The sequence below is a fragment of the Streptomyces sp. MUM 2J genome (genome assembly GCF_022414535.1).
Classification (GTDB): domain Bacteria; phylum Actinomycetota; class Actinomycetes; order Streptomycetales; family Streptomycetaceae; genus Streptomyces.
In genome coordinates, this window is record NZ_JADWYM010000005.1 from 16918 (window position 1) to 35483 (window position 18566).

Genomic DNA, 18566 nt, shown 5'->3' on the forward strand with positions numbered 1-18566 from the left:
GAGGACGCCCCCGGCGTCGTCGTTGTCCGCCGTCCGCCGTCCGCCGCCTGCGGTGCGATGCGGTGCGATGCGATGCGGTGCGGACGGTCGCCGTCAGCCGGCCAGCAGCTTCTTCACCGCGGCGGCGACCCGGCCACCCTCGGCCTGCCCGGCCACCTTCGGGTTCACGATCTTCATGACGGCACCCATGGCCCTCGGCCCCTCGGCGCCGGCCGCCCGCGCCTCCTCCACGGCCTGGGCGACGATCGCGTCCAACTGCTCGTCGGACAGCTGCTTCGGCAGGTAGTCGGCGAGCACCTCGCCCTCCGCCCTCTCCCGCTCGGCCTGCTCGGGGCGGCCGCCCTGCGCGAAGGCGTCGGCGGCCTCACGGCGCTTCTTGGCCTCACGGGTGATCACCTTGAGGACCTCGTCGTCGGAGAGCTCACGCTTCTCCTTGCCCGCGACCTCCTCCTTGGTGATCGCGGCGAGCGTCAGCCGGAGCGTCGAGGAGCGGAGCTCGTCGCGCTCCTTGATCGCGGCGTTGAGGTCTTCCTGCAGCTTCGACTTGAGCGTGGTCATGGCTCCGATTGTCGCAGGTCCACGGCACCGGCCGCCCCCGAATTCACGGCGCGCCACACCTGCCGGCCGGGAGGAGCGGACCGGCGGGCGCCGGGGACGGGGCACACGGGTGCGGAACGCACCGGCGCGGGGCGCGGGGCGCGGGAGTCCGTGGGCACATGGGCGAGGCTCGGCGGGGCGGGGCGCCGCGGGGACCGCGATGGACGGGCTGCCGTGAGCCCCGACGCCCGGTCCGGCACCACCAGCGGGTCTGACACCATGGGTGCATGCGCGCGCGATACGGAGTTCCCCTGGGAATCGCGGCGGTTGGTGCCGCCGGACTGCTCTACTCCGCGGGTTTCGAGACCCGCTCCTTCCGCCTCCGACGGATCACCGTTCCCATCCTGCCCTCCGGCATGCGCCCCCTGCGCGTTCTCCAGGTCTCCGACATCCACATGGTCAGCGGCCAGCGCAAGAAGCAGCGCTGGCTGCGCTCGCTGGCCGGCCTGCGCCCCGACTTCGTGATCAACACAGGCGACAACCTCTCCGACCCCGAGGGCGTACCGGAGGTACTGGACTCGCTGGGCCCGCTGATGGAGTTCCCGGGGGCGTACGTCTTCGGCTCGAACGACTACTACGGCCCGACGCTGCGCAACCCCGGCCGCTACCTGCTGGAGAAGGCGTCCGGCCGCCACGGCCTGAACGGCAACCCGCCGGTGGTCGGCGCGGTCCACAACCCGTGGGAGGGCCTGCGCGACGGCTTCGACGCCGCGGGATGGCTGAACCTGACCAACACGCGGGGCGTGCTGAAGATCGACAGCGGCGTGTCGGTCGAGCTGACCGGCCTGGACGACCCGCACATCCGGCGCGACCGGTACGCCCGGGTGGCCGGCGGGCCGTCGGGCTCGGCCGATGTGTCGATGGGCGTGGTACACGCCCCGTACCTGCGCACGCTGGACGCGTTCGCCGCGGACGACTACCCCCTGATCCTGGCCGGCCACACCCACGGCGGCCAGGTGTGCATCCCCTTCTACGGCGCCCTGGTCACCAACTGCGACCTGGACACGGGCCGCGTGAAGGGCCTGTCCACCCACACGGCGGAAGGCCGCACGGCGTACCTCCACGTCTCCGCGGGCTGCGGCACCAGCCGCTACACGCCCGTGCGCTTCGCCTGCCCGCCGGAGGCGACGCTGCTGACCCTGGTCGAACGGGACTGACACCGGCACGGGACGGGACGGACGGCCGGGAGGGCATGGCACCGGCACGGACGTGAGATGGGGTCCGAACGGCACGGACGGGACGAGCACGGGCGACACGAGCAGGACCGGGCAAGGACGGTACCGGCGGCGGGCGGGCACGGACCGAGCAGGCACCGTACCGGCGGCGGACGGGGCCGGGCGGACAGCGGCCGGAGCCGTGGGGCGACGGCCGGAGATCACCCGAACAGCCCGCCCGCATCGCCCCCGATGTCCGGTTTTCCTAGCGTGAGGGCATGACCGCCCCGATACCGAGGGACATCCCGGACCTGCCCGCGGTCCCGGGAACGCCCGCTCCCCTGCGCTCCCCCGTCCCCGCCGCCGCGGTGGTGGCCCCCGTACGTCATCCCCTGACCGCCGCCTACCGCCTGCTCGTCGCCGCCCTCGCGACCGGCGGCGTGGTCCTGGCCGTGATGCTCGGCAGCCCGGCCCGGGTCCTGAGCTACTTCACCGTCCAGAGCAGCATCCTGCTGGCCCTGGTGTGCCTCTTCTCGGCCCGCCGCGCCTGGACGGCCCGCCGCCCGCTCCCGTCGGCCGTGACCGGTGCCGCGCTCCTCTACGTCGTCATCGCGGCCCTGGTCTACCACCTGATCCTGACCGACGCGGCACCCGCGTTCACCATGACGGACACGACCCCCTCGACGGGATGGCACACCCTCGCCCACCATCTCCTGCACACCGTCGTCCCCACGGCAGCCGTCCTCGACTGGCTGCTCATGACCGCCCCCGCCGCCCTCCACCTGCGCCAGGCCGCGACGTGGATGCTCTACCCCGCCGCCTACCTGGTCTTCTCCCTGGCCCGCGGCGAGCTTCTCCTCCCCGGAACGCCGGGCCGCTACCTGTACCCCTTCCTCGACGTCGACCAGCACGGCTACAAGAGCATCCTCGCCAACGCCCTGCTCCTCGGCCTCTCCTTCTACGCCCTGGCCGTCCTGCTCGTGGCCCTGGACCACGTCCGCCCCAACCTCGTCCGCCACCGCGCCCACCACCACGCGAAAACCGGATTTCGTCTCCGGCCGCCGGTGGGCTAAAGTAAACGACGTCGCCGCGACAAGCAGCGACGCCGGGGTGTAGCGCAGCTTGGCAGCGCGCTTCGTTCGGGACGAAGAGGTCGTGGGTTCAAATCCCGCCACCCCGACAGCCGTAAGACCAGGTCAGGGGCCTGATCCGCGAGAGCGGGTCGGGCCCCTGATTCGTTTCCGGGGTCTCTTGGGAGCCGTTTGGGAGCCAAGGAATGGAATCCGGCTCCCAGGCTGCTCACGTTCCGCTCTCGCGGAGACGGCACGCGACACATCGCGGAAGCCGTCGAGCCGTACAGCCTCAGGTCGACGTCGGAGGGCTTGACGGTGATTTGCCGGGTCTAGGCATCAAGTGCATCTCGCGAGCCACCGTATAAGTCGTCAGAGCTGAACCCGCAGGCAGGAGCCGATGTGGCTGAATCCCATGGAAAGTTGGGGGGTCGCTGTGGCGCCGACCAGATGGTCAACTTCTCGCGTCCGCCAGTCTCGTCCCTTTGGCTCGGGCGGGCTGTGTCCTGCGGCCGGCCGATACGGGGACACTTACCCAGGAGGAATCGTGAACGCTGCTGACCAGCTGCTCGAGGGTTACACGGCCTACACGACGGCCGAGGAGTTCGGAGTGGCGGCCGAGAGCGATGCTCCGGCCATCACCACCACCGTCACTTCGTCGGAGATCTGCGTCTCTCTGGTTTCCGCGTCGGTGACGGCGACGTGGGACCACGGCTGCTGAGAACCGTCTGCTTCGGCGCCGATCTCAGCGCCGAGTCCGCGACAGCCGCGCGAATGCCTCGGTGAGGGCATCCGTGCGGCTGTCGTTCAGCGTTCCGGGGGCCGGGTATCCAGATGCTGCTCCAGTGACCGAAGCATCTCCACGGCGGATTGGGCCTCTTGCAGTAGCCGTTGCAGCTCCGCTGCCTGCTTCTCCAGATGTGCCAGGCTCTTCGCGCCTCGCCGGGACCGCCTTTGGAGCCGGCGGTAGCCGCCTGTGGTGAAGACACCGCGTGCGTTCTGCAGGGCGTCCACGGTCAGTCCTGCCCGTGTTGCGCATTCGGCGGCAGTCGCCTTTCCTGCCAGCAGGTCCAGCAGTAGCGTCACGAGCTGGTCGCGGTCCGTGCCCGCGAAAGGTGATACGGAATGGGTGGGTTCTCCTCGGTCCGGCACCGGTCACGCCAACCCGAAGCCGGGCAGGGTGGGCGAAGAGAGGTTGCGAGCGGGAAACAGCGGGTCGACGCCCGCGTCGATGAGACTTTCGGCGACGCATACTTCACGAGTCCGAGAGGTAACGGACAGCGTTTGCGCCACCAGGGCCTCGGCCAGGACCTGGGAACGATGCTCGCCGAAGCTGAGTCCCCTCTTCCCTGGGCGATGATCCCTCGGCTCCCATGCAGCGCCGATCCCCGGGGCGAGCCGGTGGACGAACGGCGACGTGATGTCTCCCAGCCCTTTCACGCCGCGCACCGCGTCGGCGACGTGAGCGATGTGGTCCCACGCATCGGGCCCGAGGTAGATGACGAGACCATCGCGACGGGGCAGAAGATTCCCGTTCGACGTCACCTTGCTTCGGTATCGCAGGCCCAGTGCTTCGAGCCTTTCCAGTACGACTCCCCAGACCTGAGGAGCTGTCTCCCGGTCGGTGAGGTGAATGTACATCCGCAGTGTGGCGGCACCCGTCCGAAGGCCGCGCGAGCTGTCGGTAAGGAAGAAGCCGGGGGAGCGTCCCGGGCGCTGAGCGGGCAGGCGGAGGAGGGCCGGACCGGACGCGCGCTGAGGCCACTTCACCACGCAGCTGCCCGGGACCCGGGTGCGCACGCCCTCCACCACTGCGGTGATCACGCGTTGGTCGTTCCGGCCGTCCAGGACAGTGGCGGGAACGAGCGTCGTGGAGTGGGGCATGGCCGCCGTGTACCGCGCGTCCAGGTCGTTGTCGCGCAGGCTGCGCGCCCGCGGACTGTCCTGCTTGTCCATTCCTGCGTGCAACCTTCGGTAGAGGCTGGTCCGCAGCTGGCTCACCAGCCCACTCGGGCTCTCAGCGGTCAGTTCCTCATCGAGGGCGGTGGCTTCCGTGGCCCCTTCGGCGACCTGGACCGAGTCGAGGGCTCTGAGCAGGTCGCCCGATACCCGTGGCGCCGTAGTGGTCATCGCGTCTTCTCCAGACCCAGCGTCGGTACGTGTGCGTGTGGGTCAAGCAGTAGGACGCGGCCGATGCCAGCGGCTGCGCGGTCGGCTGCGCCGATTCTGGGAACATACTGGGAGTTCGCGAGGAGCCGGTCGATCATGTGCCAACCCGCGAACGCCGCAGTCCGAACGGGCAGGTCGGCATCGACTGCTTGCCCTGCCAACTTGCCGGCCGTCGTCCATTCCCGTGAATAGCCTTCCCAGAAGGCGTGCATGCGGGGGTGAAGCCGTTCAATCTCCCGGGCCCCGTAGGTCAGGATCTCCCGGTGGGTCGCCTCCTGGTCGAAGGGCCGGTCCACGTCGTGTCTGAGAGTCTTGGGGATGTCACGCACTGCCCGATAGAGCCACTCGCCGACGAACCCGCCGGTGTCCCGCGCGGGGTCCCCGAGCCGGAGTTCCTCCCAGTCTGTCAGGTGCAGTGTGTCACCGTGCAGCAGGTATTGGTCGAGGCGCAGGTCTCCGTGCGTGGGCACTTTCAGGGTCGAGGCTTCGTGCTCACGCAGGGTGCGCAGCGCTGAGACCAGTTGCCGGTCGGCCTGGAGAAAGCTCCAGGCTTCCATCTCGGCGAAACCGGCGTCGACGAACCTCGGCAGTGAGAGGGCTTCGAAGTTCTCCATCGGCGGAAGGGGATGCGGTGTCTCGTCCAGTTCCCCCGCTTCCACGGCCGAGGAATGAAGGGCGCCCAGCATCCTGCCCGCTTCATGGCACAGGTCTTCGTCGAAGTCGCCGTCGGCGGCGAGTTCTGACCCTGACCTGGCGTCCTCCAAGCCTTCGAACAGCAAAAGCAGGTGCTGCTCATCTGCTCCAAGGAGTCGCGGGCTTGCCAATGGCATCTCGGCGAGTTCCGCCGCCAGCTTTTCGAAGGTGATGATCCGGCGATATCGGCGTGCGGCCTCGGATCTGTCACCCCCGAGCCGTTTCACGAACACCGGCTGTCCAACGGTTGTCTTTCCTGCCCAGTTGTCGTTACGGCCTACGTGCGCCACGACGGTATCGGTGTGGAAGCTACCGAGGCCGCTTCGAGTCAGTAATGCGTTCACTTCGGGAGCCGTGCTCAGATCAACCGGTGCGAAGCGTGCCTGTGCCGATTCTCGCAGCACCTTCTGGCTAGCAATCATGTCTGGCGACCGTAGGGGTGCCACGCTTCGAGGACAAGGGATGGCTCACCCTTAAACCGGCTTACATTGGGTGGGGTTGGCGGCTCCTGCTGGGCAGCAGCAGCCACGCACGCCGCCGACCAAACATACGACTCGCTTGTGGCGTTTTGAAACTTACCCGACTCGTCTAGGGTGCGTCACATGCCCGTTCCACGCCTCCAGCGGCATATGCTGCCAAATGGCCTGCGTGTAGTCATACAGCCGCTCACGAGTGGACCGACCGTGGGAGTCAGTGTCCACTACGGCGTCGGTTTCCGTTCCGAAAGCCCGAGCCGATCCGGCTTCGCTCATCTCTTCGAGCACCTCATGTTTCAGGGCAGTGCCCGCATACCACGCGGAGACCATTTCCGGCTGATCCAGTCCGCAGGTGGCGCGATCGACGGTTCCACGCACCAGGATTACACGGTGTTCCACCAGGTGTTCCCATCGAATGCACTCGAACGCGTTCTATTCATGGAAGCCGACCGCATGCGAGAGCCCGTCTTCACGGTGGAAAGCCTCCGCACACAGGTGGATGTCGTGAAGGAGGAGATCCGGCTCAACTTGATGAACAAGCCGTACGGGGGATTCCCGTGGACCGTCCTCCCGTCAGTGTTGTTCAGCGAGTTCCACAATACGCACAACGGATACGGCGACTTCAGCGCTCTCGAGAAGGTGTCCGTTGCAGACTGCGAGGAATTCTTTGAGACCTACTACGCACCCGGCAACGCAGTGTTGACCGTGGCCGGTGACGTGCAGCCGTGCCAGGTGATGGAACTTGTGTGGCGGCATTTCGCGGACATTCCCGCACGGACCGTTCCAGCGGTTTCCGAGTCCGACGAGCCGGCACCGAGGGGCATGCGGACAGGCGTGCATCACGACCGACGCGCCCCGCTGCCCGCTACAGCGATCGGATACCGGCTACCCGACCCGCGGACTGCGCCGCTCCGATATCTGGCGCATATGGTCCTGTGCTCCCTTCTCTCCACCGGCGACTCCTCCCGCCTGCGGCGAAGACTAATAGGACGCACAGGTGTGGCGACCGACGTGAGCATGGGATGCGGACTGTTCGGAGCTCTTGACGCGCGCCACCCGGACCTTCTGCTGGGTGTGGTCGTGCACTCCCCTGGCACATCAACCGATGCGGTGATCGCGGCCTTGGACGAGGAGTTGCACAGCCTGGCGGCCGAGGGGCCCACGCCGCGCGAGGTCGACCGAGCGGTGGCGATGACAGCGGCTGCGAGGCACCGCAAGTTCGACTCCCTCGCTCTCCGCACCCCGGCGCTGGGCACGCTTGAGCTGCTGTTCGGCCGCGCCGAGCTGCTCGACAAGCTACCCGGCGCGCTGTCCTCGGTCGACGCCGTGGACTTGGCCACAGCCGCACAGGGGCTGATTCCCGATGCGCGTGCCGTGGTCCAGTTGGTACCGGGGACGCCGGGGGGTAATGAATGAACGAGTGGAACCCGGCGCGCTTCGGGTCAGGTCCGATCCCTGCCGTGGCGTCCGGGCTGCCGCACGTGGGCTTCACCCCTGTCCTGAGCATGCCCCCGGTCGTGGACTCCGTCCTGGCCAACGGAGTGCGAGTGGTGGCAGCGCATCGACCGTCGAGCCCCATGGTCGAGGTGCGTGGCGCTGTTCCGATACCGTCTCTGGCCACCGACGAGGCTGCCGCCTTGATGGTGCTGTGCGAGACGCTCCTGCGCGGGTCAGCCATCCTGGCACACGACGAGATGGAGGCACGGCTGTCCGACCACGGGGCGACCTTGGTCGTGCAGCGCTCTGCACGTTGGCTCACCTTCTCGGGCTCGACCCCGGCAAGCGCTCTTGGCGACCTCATGTCCGTTGTCACCGAGATGTTGGTGCGCGCCGAGCACGCAGAGACGGAAGTGGCCCAGGCTCGGCTGCGTCTCGCGCGGCAGTTGTCTCTCGCCCGCGCACAGCCTCATGTGGTGGCGGAGCAGAGTCTGATCACCCACTGTTTCGGCCCTGCTGCGGCGATGCGCGACATGCCCTCAGGCGCCGACTTGACTTCCGTGACGGCCGATCAGGTACGAGCACTGCATGCACGCTGCCTGCGACCTGAAGGTGCTGTTCTCGTACTGGTCGGCGATCATGATCCGGAACGAACGGTTCGCTTCCTGGACAGCGCTCTCGGTGAGTGGCGCGGTGCTTCCGTACCCGCCACATTGCCGGCGCTGCCTTCGACGGTTCCCGGAGTGCGGTTGCAGCACCGCCCCGATTCCGTGCAGTCGCAGATCAGGCTTCTGCGCTGCACAGTGCCGCGCTCCGATGCCGCGTTCCCCGCCCTATGCCTGGCCGAAGCGGTTTTCGGCGGCTATTTCTCCTCACGTCTGGTCACCGTGCTGCGTGAGCGCGAGGGGCTGGCCTATCGAGTCAGTTCTCGGCTGCGTGACACCGCAGACCGGTTGTCTCTGCTCGTTGAAGCCGACAGCGCAACGGAGGCGACAGCTCGATCGTACGGGATTATCCTGTCGGAATTGCACCGTCTATCCGATGATCCGCCATCCATGGAGGAAATCGGCGCCGCATGCCAATATACCGCCGGCGTGATGACGATGTCGCTTTCGTCCCAGTCTGGGATGGCATCCGCCCTTCTTACCGCCTTACTCCTAAACTTGCCCATCGACCATGCATGCACTTTCCCGCGCAGACTCTCGGATGTTTCGCAGGCGGAGGTCCGCGAGGCGGTTAACACGTTCTTCTCCCCCGATAGCTTCAGCGGGATCGTCATCGGCGATGCGCAGGTGCTGTCCGCCCCTCTAGCAGACTTGGGCGTGCAATTCGACAGTAATGCGGCGATGTAGCGGCGCTGCCATCAACCCCGAGCCGACTACAGAAATATTTCGGCCATTGCTTGACGGACATTCCGGCCAAACTATCAAGTGACGAGTCAAAAAAGGTTGCCCCCTCCAAGCTTGCGACGTACTGTCGAGGCGCGGGTGACGGAAGTGCGAGGAAGCGACAAAGTTCGCATGACCATTTCGAGCACGCCGCACCTGGCTCGGAAACGATGCAGCCGTAACAACTGTACGGGGGATTCAAAGTATGCCGCGCCCTCCTGCAATATCTGCCGACGAAAAGCTCAAGCTGGTGCTGAGAGTCCTGTCGGGTGAGATATCACTGGCGCAAGCTTCACGCCAGGCCAAGGTTTCCCAGCAGTCGGTCGCCAACTGGCGGAACAAGTTCATCGACGGTGGGAGAGAGGCCCTCGAGGGCGTCCTCTCTAAGAGCACAAGGCGAGAACGTGAGCTGCAGGCGGAAATCACCGAGCTCAAAACCGCGCTCGGTGAAGCGTACATTCAGTTGCGTGTCAGGAGGCGCGCCGGGGAGTACCGATCGGTCCCTTTCTCGAACTCGAAAAGATCCGACGGGAGTCCGGAATCAGCATCTCGCTCTTCTGTGACATCCTCGACATCCCACGACGCACGTATACACGGTGGAAGGCCGTTCACGCGCCTTCGGCAGTCCGTCTGAAATAGCACGACCACCGGTGGGGCCACGCCGTTCTCCGTATTGACGGTCCCGGGGTCGGCCACCGGACATCACGGGTTCTGCAGCAGGCCCGAAGAGGCGAGCAGCGTCCCCGCGCACGTCTCATCGACCAAGCGGGACAGTGATCTGGCGTACTGCGCCAACTCTGGATGCCAACCACGGTAGGCGGCGAAGTCGTGTGCGTGCGTGAGGACGCGCAGCACGGCCGCCCGGCTGACCGCCGTTGTGTCGGGCAGCGTGCCGTAACCGCCCAGCAGCGCCCGGCCCACGTGCCGGGCTGCTGCCCGTTTGGCGGTGTTCTCGGGCGCACTCGCCGTCATATCCCATTCGAGGATCTCGCCCACCAGCCAGCCCACGTCGTATCCGGCAGGGCCACGAGACACCTCTTCGCCGGTCAGCAGGCAGTCCGCTGCCCCCTCGGAGCCCAGGATCACTGATCCCAGGCTGGGCGCCCCGTGGAGAAGAACGGTGTCGGCATGTCCAGGTTCGGCGAACTCCTGACACCAGCGCAGTACCCGACGCCACCGTGCGGGACCGAGGTGTGTGTGCAGGACTCCATGGAATGCTGCAGCCCCTCGAGGCCCCTGCTCCGTGGACATCCAGCGGATCACGCGTGAGGGGGCCGGCGGACTCGATTCGGCCGCAGTGGCCAGCACGTCGGCGTGCAACCCTGCGAGGCTGCGGCCCACCGCGTGTGCCGCAGACACCAACCGCTCAAGTCCGTCTGCGCCGCCCTGCCAGCCGAAGGCCACCCGCGCGGCCGTCTCACAGCCCTGAACCCGGTAGACGAGAGACTCGTCGACCTTCTCCGCCAGCCGCAGAGCCATGCCGCGGGGAGTGTGGGCTGTGAGCGCCGCACGCTGCTCGGGGCCGGGTTCCACCATGCCGCCCAGCCGGTCCGGGCCGGGGCTGCGCACCCACAGGTAGCCGCTGTCCGTCCGGTAGACCGCAGTCCGCTGGTAGCCGGTCTCGAACTCTTCCACGAGCCGTCGCATCCTGGAATCAGCGCTCCTCACGTCCGGACTGCGCGAGCATCCTCAGGCGTAGTTGCTCAGTGCGCGCCAGTACCTCCGATAGCGGAGCCGCCACGGATGCCTCCATTCGGCCCGTCGTCACACTGCGCCCGGTCGTCGGAGGTATGACGATGACATTGGGGCGCTCCGCGAGGGCTTCGATGTGCCGCCGGTAGGCAGGTGAGTCGAGCCCGCCCGGCGGCACGGCAGGAGCGACGGCGACGGCGGCCTGTGTGCACTGCAGAGCGAGAAGGACGGGAGTGTCCGCCATCCCCAAGGCCAGCCTGCTCACGAAATGAAAGCTCGCAGGGTGTATCACCACGGTGTCAGGCCACTGCGCGAGTTCGACGTGCAGGGCCTTCGGACGCGGCTCGTCAGGCCATACATCCACCAGGATCTCGCTGCCGCTGAAAACGGTGAGGGCCGTGCGGGTGACGAACTGCTCCGCCGAACGTGTGACGACCGTGCGCACCTCCAGCTGCGGATAGCTTGTGCGCAGCCACTGCGACCACATCGGCATGAACATCACGCCCAGTGATCCGGTCCCGACGTAGAGCAGTTGGCGGGCGCCGAAGGCGGGCGCGGGCGCAGCACTGCCGGGTGACTCAGCCATGAAGCCGATCCAACGCGGCGAAGATCTCTTCGAGATCCGTCATGGCGGCGCCGAGCCCCTCACTCTGGATCACTCCGGCCGGGTTGAGCGCGATCTCGTCCACTCCGGAACGACGGTAAGCGTCCAGGTCCCGCGCGATGTCGTCCGCCGAGCCGGAGACGAAGACCCCCGACTTCACCAGTGCGTCCGCTCCGGCAGCCGGATCGTCCGGCCATGCCTCGACTCCGGCTCTGCGGAGCATGTCGGTGTAGTGGGCGGCCCCCAGGTGAGCACCGGCGCCGGCAAGGGCTGTGCGCCGGATGTCGCGACCCGGTCTGGCGACGGCGACGTGCACCATCGTGGCCACTCGCGGCCTGGGCCTGTCTGCGTCGGTGGCGCCCTCGGTCAGGGCGGGCACCAATGTGTCGGCCAGGTAGTGAGCCGGCGTCATCCATGTGACGGCGACGTCAGCGACGGCTCCTGCCAGTCGCGCCATCCGGGGCCGCAGTACGCCGAGCCCCAGCTCCACACCTGGGTGCGACTGAGACACCAGCCGACCCCGCACCTGATAGTGATCACCTGCGAAGTCGACGGACTCGCCGGAGAGCAGCCGCCGCATGATCGAGACGTACTCCCGCATGGCGGCGAGAGGCGCGGCGTACGAGTCCTTGCGAAGCGACCTCTGGAATTCCGGCGCGGCAGGGCCTATGCCCGCCACATAGGGCATGCCGCTCAACGCGGCCACGGACCGGGCCTGCATCGCGGCGTCGTAGGGGTGGCGCAGCGGCGCCAGGGCGACTCCGCTGCCCATGGAGATGCGTACGCCCATACCCGTCAGGGCGGCGAACACCTGATGTGTCTCCACCCGCAGGGACTGGCCGAGCCAGAGCCTGCCCGCACCGCGCTGTTGCAGCAGGCGGGCCATCGGCAGCACCTGGCCGATGTCGGCCACCATCAGCGGGCAGACGATGCCGGTGCTGTGTTCCATTGACGTCATCGTGTCCTCTGTCGGTCAGGAGCGATGGGCGGCGAACTCGCGGCGGGCGCTGAGCCTGCTGCCCGATTGCTGGCGAGCAGCCCTCCTCAGCAGGCTCGGGGCGATCAGCAGTGCGGCCAGAAGCCAGGCCGTCAGCGCACCAGCCGTCTGAACGTGCTGCCAGCTGTGGCCGGTTTCCGCGGCGAGTGCGCTGTCGGGGAGGAGCGCGGAACGTACTCCTCTTGCCATCCATGCGAGGGGGAAGACTTCCCCAGCCGTCTGAAGCCATCGAGGCATCTGGTTCATCGGATAGAAGACACCCGAGATGAAAATGAGCCCGAAGACCGGAAGGGACAGCAGCGCGACTGCTTCGCGTGAGCTGGGAAGCACTGCTCCGAGGGCGGCCCCGAGCGGGGCAAGCGCGGCGAGTCCGAGGAGCAGCACCCACAGCAGAGTCATCCAGTGGCTGACGTCGGTGGGTAACGTGGCGTCAGTCACCAGAGTGCCGCTGATGAGCAGGACCGCGACGGTGATGAGCGCCGTACCAGTGAGTGCCACGACCTTGGACAGCAGGTACGCGGGTATCCCTCCCGGCGTGCCGCGGAGCCGCAGCAGGGTTCCATCCTCCCTGTCGTTGGCCAGTTGCTGAGGCAGCCAGGTCAGTGCCGCAAGGAAGATAACGGAGGCGATGCCGCCGCTGATGACCTGGTTGGCGGCGGGTACGTGGCTACCGGGGATGTCGCCGTCACGCCCGGACGCCACGAGAAGGAACATGAGCGGGTTCACGAGGAGCCCGGCCTGAGCACGGCGATCGCGTCGGATGTGGCGCAGTTCCATCACCCCACGGTGCAGTCCTGCCGCGATGTGACCTCGGTTCATGACACTTGCTCCTGACGCAGCAGCCGCAGGTAGGTGTCTTCCAGAGTGGGCCGGCGGATCTCCAGCCCTTCGACAGGGCCGCCGATCCGGCAGTGCAGCTCCCAGACCAGCCTCGAGGGGGCGGACGTGAACTGGCGCTGGACGGCGCCTTCTTCTACCCAGCGCACTTCGGCCTCGGCTCCGACCTCGCTGACCAGCCGCTCCGTCGGCCCGCGCGTGATGAGGCGTCCGTTGATCAGCACGGCGATGGAGTCGGACAGGCGCTCGGCCTCCGCCAGGTCGTGTGTGGTCAGCAGGATGGTCGTGTTGTCTGTGGCGCGAAGGCGCTCGATGAGCTCGTGGAAGGCGAATCGTGACTCGGGATCGAACCCGGTGGTCGGTTCGTCCAGGAAGAGAAGCTCAGGCCGGCCGATGATGCCCAGGGCGACGTCGAGGCGTCGCCGTTGCCCGCCGGACAGTCGGTGACACTCCTGCGTGGCCTGGTCGGTCAGGCCGACGGCCGTCAGCAGTTCGTCGGCGGTCCGCGCGTTGCGGTAGTAGCGGGCGAAGTGGTCGAGTAACTCCCGTACCCGCCATCGTGCATGGTCCCGCCATGACTGCATGACGATTCCGACCCGTGCCCGCCAGTCTTCTCCGACATGCTGGGGGTCGTGCCCGAGCACGCGGACGTCGCCGTCGGAGCGACGCCGGAACCCTTCCAGGATCTCGATGGTCGTGCTCTTGCCCGCGCCGTTCGGGCCGAGCAGCGCAAGTACCTCGCCGCGCCGGATCTCGAGGTCGACCCCGCGCAGAACGTCTCTGTCGCCGTACCGCATACGCAACCCGCGCACGCTGACGGCAAGCGGGTCGTGCGCAGGGAACGGCCTGACCTCCGAGGCTTCGGCTGGTGTACGAGCAACCATGCGGTCGAGCCTAGGCGCGGGACTTGCCGGGGTCCTACTTCCAGCGGAATGTGGCTCATCAGGTGCACACGCGCGGTTTGGTGGCATCCCGCTGCTGCCAACGTGTGTGCTTGTGATTCTCAACTTACCGCGTTGCTCCGTAGCTTGGCGGCCCGGCTGCCGCGACAGGCGTCACCGCGGCAGCTCGAGGAGTCAACCGTGCAGCCGCCGAGCGGTCCGGTGGGCCCAGAGCAAGCCCGCGACGCCGGCCAGGAGCAGCCACGCCGCGCCCTGCGGCCCGCAGGACCCGTCCGCCGCAGCGGCGACCACTGCGGGGCCGGCGAGCGCCATCAGCGCCAGTAGCCCACGCAAGTACCAGACGGCCGTCTGGATCGGCGCGGTGTTACCCATCGGCGTCTCGGCACCCACCAGCAGGTGAAAGGGGACCTGACCCCGGTAGGCGCCGACGAGAGCCGCTCCGACGCTCGCCGGCACCGCCGCCGGCACCGCCGCCAGCGCAGGTGTCCACCAACCACCGACAACGCACACCGCGAGGCCGAGCCCCGTAGCAGCCGCCAGCAGCAGTCCGGGCACGACCGCGTGCCACAGCGCCAGGGTCCCCGCGCGGTAGGGCAGCAGGGCGCTGCGGCGCATGTCGTCGCTCTCCAGTCGTGCCGGCTCGACGAACTGCGCGGCCGCGAGGTAGAGGAACCACACGGCGGCGCAGGAGGACAGCGTGGCGGTGACTCCGGTCCGGGTGGACGAGAAGGCGAGGGCGGCGGTGGACAGAGCGGACCATGCGAAGCCCCAGCCGAGCCGGCCGGGCGCTCTCACGAGGCTGAGCGCGTCCCGCCAGGGAAGTACCAGCCACGACAGGCGCGGCGACCGGACCAACGACGCGGGACGTGCCCCTCGCCGCTGTCGCACTCGCATCGCGGAACGCGCCCGCCGTAGGTCCAAGGAGAAGAGCGAGGCACCCATGCGGTCGGCGACCGTGGCGCGCAGTCGCAGGGCCTCTCCGGGAATGTCCGGGACGACCCGCACCGCCAAGCGCGCCAACACGGCGATGCTGCACGCCCAGATCAGCATGGCCAGTGGCCAGCCTGGCGCCGTGCCCAGCGCGGCCGCCGTGAGGGGCTGAGCCGCCCAGCCCCAGGGCAGCAGCCACAAGACGGTGGTGGCTGCCCACGTGGGCAGCCCACGGGTCAGGGCGATGACGGATAGCAGGCCCAGCAGGGCGACTCCGCACCAGCCGGCCTGGAAGATCACGCGCTGCTGCCGTTCCCATCGCCCTTCGTGGCGCACAATCACAACGCTGAGCCCGGTGCCAACCAGCGCGGTACTCAGCCCGGCCCAAGCGCCCGCAGCAGTGACCGAAAGCCAGGCGGCCCCCGACACATTGGCGATGAGGAAGCCGAGCACACCACCGGTCATCATGCCGAGAAACGCGCTGACGGTGGCCGATGACGCCAACCGCGGCAGCAGGAGCGGTCCGCGCGCCATCGGCTGCGGCAGCAGCCAGGACACCGTCGCACTGTCCACGACGACGGGGCCGCGCCACACAGCGCTGCGCACGATGAGCAGCGACGCCAGGGCAAGGACGGCGGGCAGCCACAGGGGCAGAGCCTGCAGGAGCGGTTCCGAGCGGTCGAGTCGACTCGACTGTCCCAGCCGCGCCACAGTCAGCAGGGCGGGCACACCCCACACCCCGCCGAACAGCACGAGCAGATACGCCACGAAGGCAGCGCTCTTGCGCCGCTCCGTCCGGTACTCGCTGCGCGCGGCCCGCAGAAATCGCAGGACCTCGGCAGTGCTGTCGGGCCGCTGGACAGGCAATCGCACGTCAGAAGACGTTTCCGTGCTCACGCCCGTCTCCCGCCGATTCGGTCTGCTGCTCGTCTGCCAGCCTCATCACACGGTCCGCGACCGCCTCGACGAGCTGGTCGTTGTGGGTGGCCATGAGGATGGCCACCCCCTGTGCCTTATGCCGGGCCAGCCGGTCCGCGAGTTCCCGCCGCGCAGCGGCGTCCAGCCGCTGTTCGGGCTCGTCGACGATGAGCAGGTCGTGCGGGCGAACGAACGCCGCGGCCAGCAGCATCTGCTGCCTCAGCCCGGAAGACAGCGCGGACGGCAGCAGATCGGCGTGGTCCGCCAGGTGGTGACTGGCCAGAACCTCAGCCACAGCGTCGCGCGCCGTCGCGCCCAGGCCATGCGCGAGCGCCACGAGCATGAGGTGCTCACGGACCGTCAGATCGGGATAGAAGGCGTCGACATCCATCACGGTGGCGACCGCCGCCCGCACGGCCGGTTCGTCGCCGTGCATCGAAGCGCCGTCGAAGAGGACGGTGCCGGAGGTGGGCCGCTCGCGCCCCGCCGCCAGACGGAGAAGTGTCGATTTGCCGGATCCGTTGCTGCCTGTGAGAGCGACGCACTGCCCCGGTGCCACAGTCAGATTCACCCCCTGCAACACCTGGGATCCATCGTAGGAACGCGTCACCTCCTGCAATTCCAGCAGGGCTCTCATGTCCTCGTGATCAACTGCCGCTTCCGTCATGGTCCTTGACATCATCGACAGCATAGACAGAGATGTGACGGACACTCGTCTCGCCATAGGGCTCTTCACGCCATCCTGCAGTCCGTCCCACGAGGCGCAATCCAGCAATCCGGGCCATGAGATCGATTTCGGAGGGCCAGGCGTAGCGGAGGATCTCCTGTGTGGGCCGGGGCACGGTGCCGTCCAGAACGGTGTGGATGACCAAAACCAACTGCCGAGTCCGCACGACGTGGCTGCTGTCCAGCATGACCGAGCTGGGGGACAGGTAGCGGGTGCTGGTGTGCTCCCCCTGCTGCTGGTGGTACGGCATCGGGTCGAACGCTTCGATGACCACTCGGCCGCCAGGTGCCAGGTGCTCCCGCATTCGGGTCACGCACTCCACTTGCTGCTCCGCCGTATGCAGTGCGAACAATGTGTTGAGGGCGATGAAGACCACATCGTAGGTCTCCCCGGTGCTCACTTTGGTGAAGTCGGCCGCGAAGGCGCGCACGCGTGCGTCCGTGTCCCGCTCGGCGAGTTTGTCGAGCATCCGCTGGGACCCGTCGACCCCGTGCACTTCGAAGCCCCGCTGAGCGAGCGGCACTGCGAGCCGTCCGCTGCCTACACCGAACTCCAGAATCTTCCCCTCTTCTGGGCACATCCGGGCGAGGAAGTCGACAGCGTCCTTGATGTCCGGTGAGGACGCCGGGTACATCAGATCGTAGACATCGGCCAGGCTGTCATAGGTTTGCGTCGAGTCCATAGCGTCCACTCCCGCAGGGCAAGCAGCGATCATTTTCATCTGTCTCCCGTCTGAGCCGCCTGCGTGCAATGACTCAGGGGAGCCTCAGTTGACCACAAAGTCACCCTGGGCCCGACACCCAAGTTATGTGTAAGTGCAGACGAGCAGACCACTCACCTGCACTTACCGATCCTTCATCAAAGTTTGCGCATAAGACTCAGCGCCCGTCCCGCAGGCTGTTCGCCCTCACGGTTTCCACTACTCTTTCGCACTGACTGCTCAGTCACACTGATCGGTGTCGGCGGCGGCTGAAATCTGCCCCAGGCATTCGCCACAGCTGCCGGAGCGCAGGGCCCCGGCTGACTGCACCCATGCGGCCAGGGCCGCGGGCGGTACGGTGGCGGCGTCCGCGCTGGTGACCAGGTAGACGATCTCGACGGTCCGTCGGTCTTTCCTGGTGACGGTGCGCCGCAGCTGGGCGACCTGCACGGCTCCGCTGAACTCGATCCATGCCGGTACGTCGACGGCCTTGATCGTGCGGGTGACACGACGTCCGTGTCCCCGAACCGTCTTGGTGACGGCGGGTATCGAAGCCCAGGGAAGCGCCTTGAGCTGCGCATACAACGACTTCTGATTGGCCTTCACGGTCAGCACGTAGTCACCGCCGGCCCCGGTCACCAGGGTCGCGGTGTCGTGCTGTGTATGCAGCGCGTCCATCGTGACCACCACGCCGTCCAGGTCGAGGAGTTGAAGCAGATCTCGGGCGGCGGGGATCTCGTTGCTCTTCTCACCCACCGCGACCTGGCCGAGCACCGCCCCGGACCCGTGAGCGAGGGCAGACACAAGGTGCGGGGCCGAAGAACCGCCGCCGCGTGCGCCGCGGAGCGTCTTGCCGTCGATCGCGATTACCCTGCGGCCCTCGACGAGTGCTGTCCTGGCCAGTGCCCAGGCACCCAGCGCCGCGTCGAGACGGTCCGCGTCGAGGCGGGCGAACAGGCGCCGCAGCGTCGACTCATCCACCCGGCCCCGCTCCAGGCCCAGCCGTTCCAGCGCGGCACTTCCTGCGTCCCGGGCCCACTCCCCGATCGCGGTGAACCCCCGTGCCCCGGCCAGTACCGCGCACACCGCCACCGCGATCAGAGCGCCCACCGGATGCCGCACACCGCGCCGACCGCGCGGATCAGGTATCCCGGCGAGCAGCTCGGCCAGGAGCTCGTGATCCGGGACGGGCATGCGAACAGGCGCGGGAATGATAGACGATGACATGGCGCGGGCGTGATCCCCCTGGTCGGACGGCAAGGCGTAGGAACCTCC

19 protein-coding genes and 1 tRNA gene are annotated in these 18566 nt (G+C 67.7%); 7 read left to right on the top strand and 13 right to left on the bottom strand.

All coding sequences use genetic code 11. From position 1 onward, the window contains the following. Nucleotides 1-93: 93 nt before the first annotated feature. Nucleotides 94-558 (bottom strand): GatB/YqeY domain-containing protein, encoded by a 465-nt coding sequence (locus I3F54_RS06470; protein ID WP_240117639.1) that lies wholly within the window; start codon nt 556-558, stop codon nt 94-96. Nucleotides 559-824: 266 nt separating this feature from the next. Here I3F54_RS06470 and I3F54_RS06475 point away from each other — a divergent pair, with 266 nt between their 5' ends. The 4 genes from I3F54_RS06475 (at nt 825) to I3F54_RS06490 (ending at nt 3542) form a co-directional block, all read left to right on the top strand. Continuing rightward, the gene (locus I3F54_RS06475; protein ID WP_240117640.1) at nt 825-1754 is read left to right on the top strand and encodes a metallophosphoesterase; all 930 of its coding nucleotides are present in this window, start codon (nt 825-827) and stop codon (nt 1752-1754) included. A gap of 275 nt (nt 1755-2029) precedes the next feature. After that, nucleotides 2030-2824: a Pr6Pr family membrane protein gene (locus I3F54_RS06480; RefSeq protein ID WP_240117641.1), complete on the top strand. Its 795-nt coding sequence runs from the start codon at nt 2030-2032 to the stop codon at nt 2822-2824. Nucleotides 2825-2857: 33 nt separating this feature from the next. Continuing rightward, nucleotides 2858-2931 (top strand) — tRNA-Pro (locus I3F54_RS06485). A 437-nt stretch (nt 2932-3368) separates the two neighbouring features. Further along, nucleotides 3369-3542, top strand: a complete 174-nt coding sequence (locus I3F54_RS06490; RefSeq protein WP_240117642.1) for an LxmA leader domain family RiPP — start codon at nt 3369-3371, stop codon at nt 3540-3542. 86 nt (nt 3543-3628) lie between these two features. Here I3F54_RS06490 and I3F54_RS06495 read toward each other — a convergent pair whose 3' ends face one another. The 3 genes from I3F54_RS06495 to lxmK form a co-directional block, all read right to left on the bottom strand. Then, nucleotides 3629-3907: a hypothetical protein gene (locus I3F54_RS06495; RefSeq protein ID WP_240117643.1), complete on the bottom strand. Its 279-nt coding sequence runs from the start codon at nt 3905-3907 to the stop codon at nt 3629-3631. Nucleotides 3908-3976: 69 nt separating this feature from the next. Continuing rightward, nucleotides 3977-4951, bottom strand: a complete 975-nt coding sequence (locus I3F54_RS06500) for a T3SS effector HopA1 family protein (protein WP_240117644.1) — start codon at nt 4949-4951, stop codon at nt 3977-3979. After that, nucleotides 4948-6105: a class V lanthionine synthetase subunit LxmK gene (gene lxmK / locus I3F54_RS06505; RefSeq protein WP_240117645.1), complete on the bottom strand. Its 1158-nt coding sequence runs from the start codon at nt 6103-6105 to the stop codon at nt 4948-4950. Before lxmK ends, I3F54_RS06500 begins: the two co-directional genes overlap by 4 nt. Before the next feature lie 261 nt (nt 6106-6366). Here lxmK and I3F54_RS06510 point away from each other — a divergent pair, with 261 nt between their 5' ends. The 3 genes from I3F54_RS06510 to I3F54_RS32490 all read left to right on the top strand — a co-directional run bounded on the left by I3F54_RS06510 (nt 6367) and on the right by I3F54_RS32490 (nt 9618). Continuing rightward, nucleotides 6367-7575, top strand: coding sequence for a pitrilysin family protein (locus I3F54_RS06510; RefSeq protein ID WP_240117646.1), 1209 nt, complete (start codon nt 6367-6369; stop codon nt 7573-7575). Continuing rightward, entirely contained in the window at nt 7572-8948 is a 1377-nt protein-coding gene (locus tag I3F54_RS06515) for a pitrilysin family protein (RefSeq protein ID WP_240117647.1), read from the top strand. Before I3F54_RS06510 ends, I3F54_RS06515 begins: the two co-directional genes overlap by 4 nt. 241 nt (nt 8949-9189) lie before the next feature. Beyond that, nucleotides 9190-9618 (top strand): helix-turn-helix domain-containing protein, encoded by a 429-nt coding sequence (locus tag I3F54_RS32490; RefSeq protein WP_374205865.1) that lies wholly within the window; start codon nt 9190-9192, stop codon nt 9616-9618. Nucleotides 9619-9686: 68 nt separating this feature from the next. On the opposite strand, the gene I3F54_RS06520 is transcribed toward I3F54_RS32490, so the two are convergent. From I3F54_RS06520 to I3F54_RS06560, 9 genes are all read right to left on the bottom strand, one after another. Next, complete coding sequence (locus tag I3F54_RS06520) at nt 9687-10619, bottom strand: hypothetical protein (protein ID WP_240117648.1); 933 nt, start codon at nt 10617-10619, stop codon at nt 9687-9689. Between the two features lie 19 nt (nt 10620-10638). Beyond that, nucleotides 10639-11262, bottom strand: coding sequence for a flavoprotein (locus I3F54_RS06525; RefSeq protein WP_240117649.1), 624 nt, complete (start codon nt 11260-11262; stop codon nt 10639-10641). Next, entirely contained in the window at nt 11255-12229 is a 975-nt protein-coding gene (locus tag I3F54_RS06530) for an LLM class flavin-dependent oxidoreductase (protein WP_240117650.1), read from the bottom strand. The genes I3F54_RS06525 and I3F54_RS06530 overlap by 8 nt, the downstream gene beginning before the upstream one ends. Nucleotides 12230-12253: 24 nt before the next feature. Continuing rightward, nucleotides 12254-13054: an ABC transporter permease gene (locus I3F54_RS06535; protein ID WP_240117651.1), complete on the bottom strand. Its 801-nt coding sequence runs from the start codon at nt 13052-13054 to the stop codon at nt 12254-12256. Between the two features lie 38 nt (nt 13055-13092). Beyond that, nucleotides 13093-13998 (bottom strand): ABC transporter ATP-binding protein, encoded by a 906-nt coding sequence (locus I3F54_RS06540; RefSeq protein WP_240117652.1) that lies wholly within the window; start codon nt 13996-13998, stop codon nt 13093-13095. 192 nt (nt 13999-14190) lie between these two features. Then, complete coding sequence (locus tag I3F54_RS06545) at nt 14191-15819, bottom strand: DUF6297 family protein (protein ID WP_240117653.1); 1629 nt, start codon at nt 15817-15819, stop codon at nt 14191-14193. Nucleotide 15820: 1 nt separating this feature from the next. After that, nucleotides 15821-16531 carry an ABC transporter ATP-binding protein gene (locus tag I3F54_RS06550; protein WP_240117654.1) on the bottom strand — a complete coding sequence of 237 codons (711 nt, stop codon included), beginning with the start codon at nt 16529-16531 and terminating at the stop codon, nt 15821-15823. Continuing rightward, nucleotides 16512-17273 carry a bifunctional 2-polyprenyl-6-hydroxyphenol methylase/3-demethylubiquinol 3-O-methyltransferase UbiG gene (locus tag I3F54_RS06555; protein WP_240117655.1) on the bottom strand — a complete coding sequence of 254 codons (762 nt, stop codon included), beginning with the start codon at nt 17271-17273 and terminating at the stop codon, nt 16512-16514. Before I3F54_RS06555 ends, I3F54_RS06550 begins: the two co-directional genes overlap by 20 nt. A 258-nt stretch (nt 17274-17531) precedes the next feature. Next, nucleotides 17532-18485, bottom strand: coding sequence for an ISAs1 family transposase (locus I3F54_RS06560; RefSeq protein ID WP_240117656.1), 954 nt, complete (start codon nt 18483-18485; stop codon nt 17532-17534). Nucleotides 18486-18566: the final 81 nt, after the last annotated feature.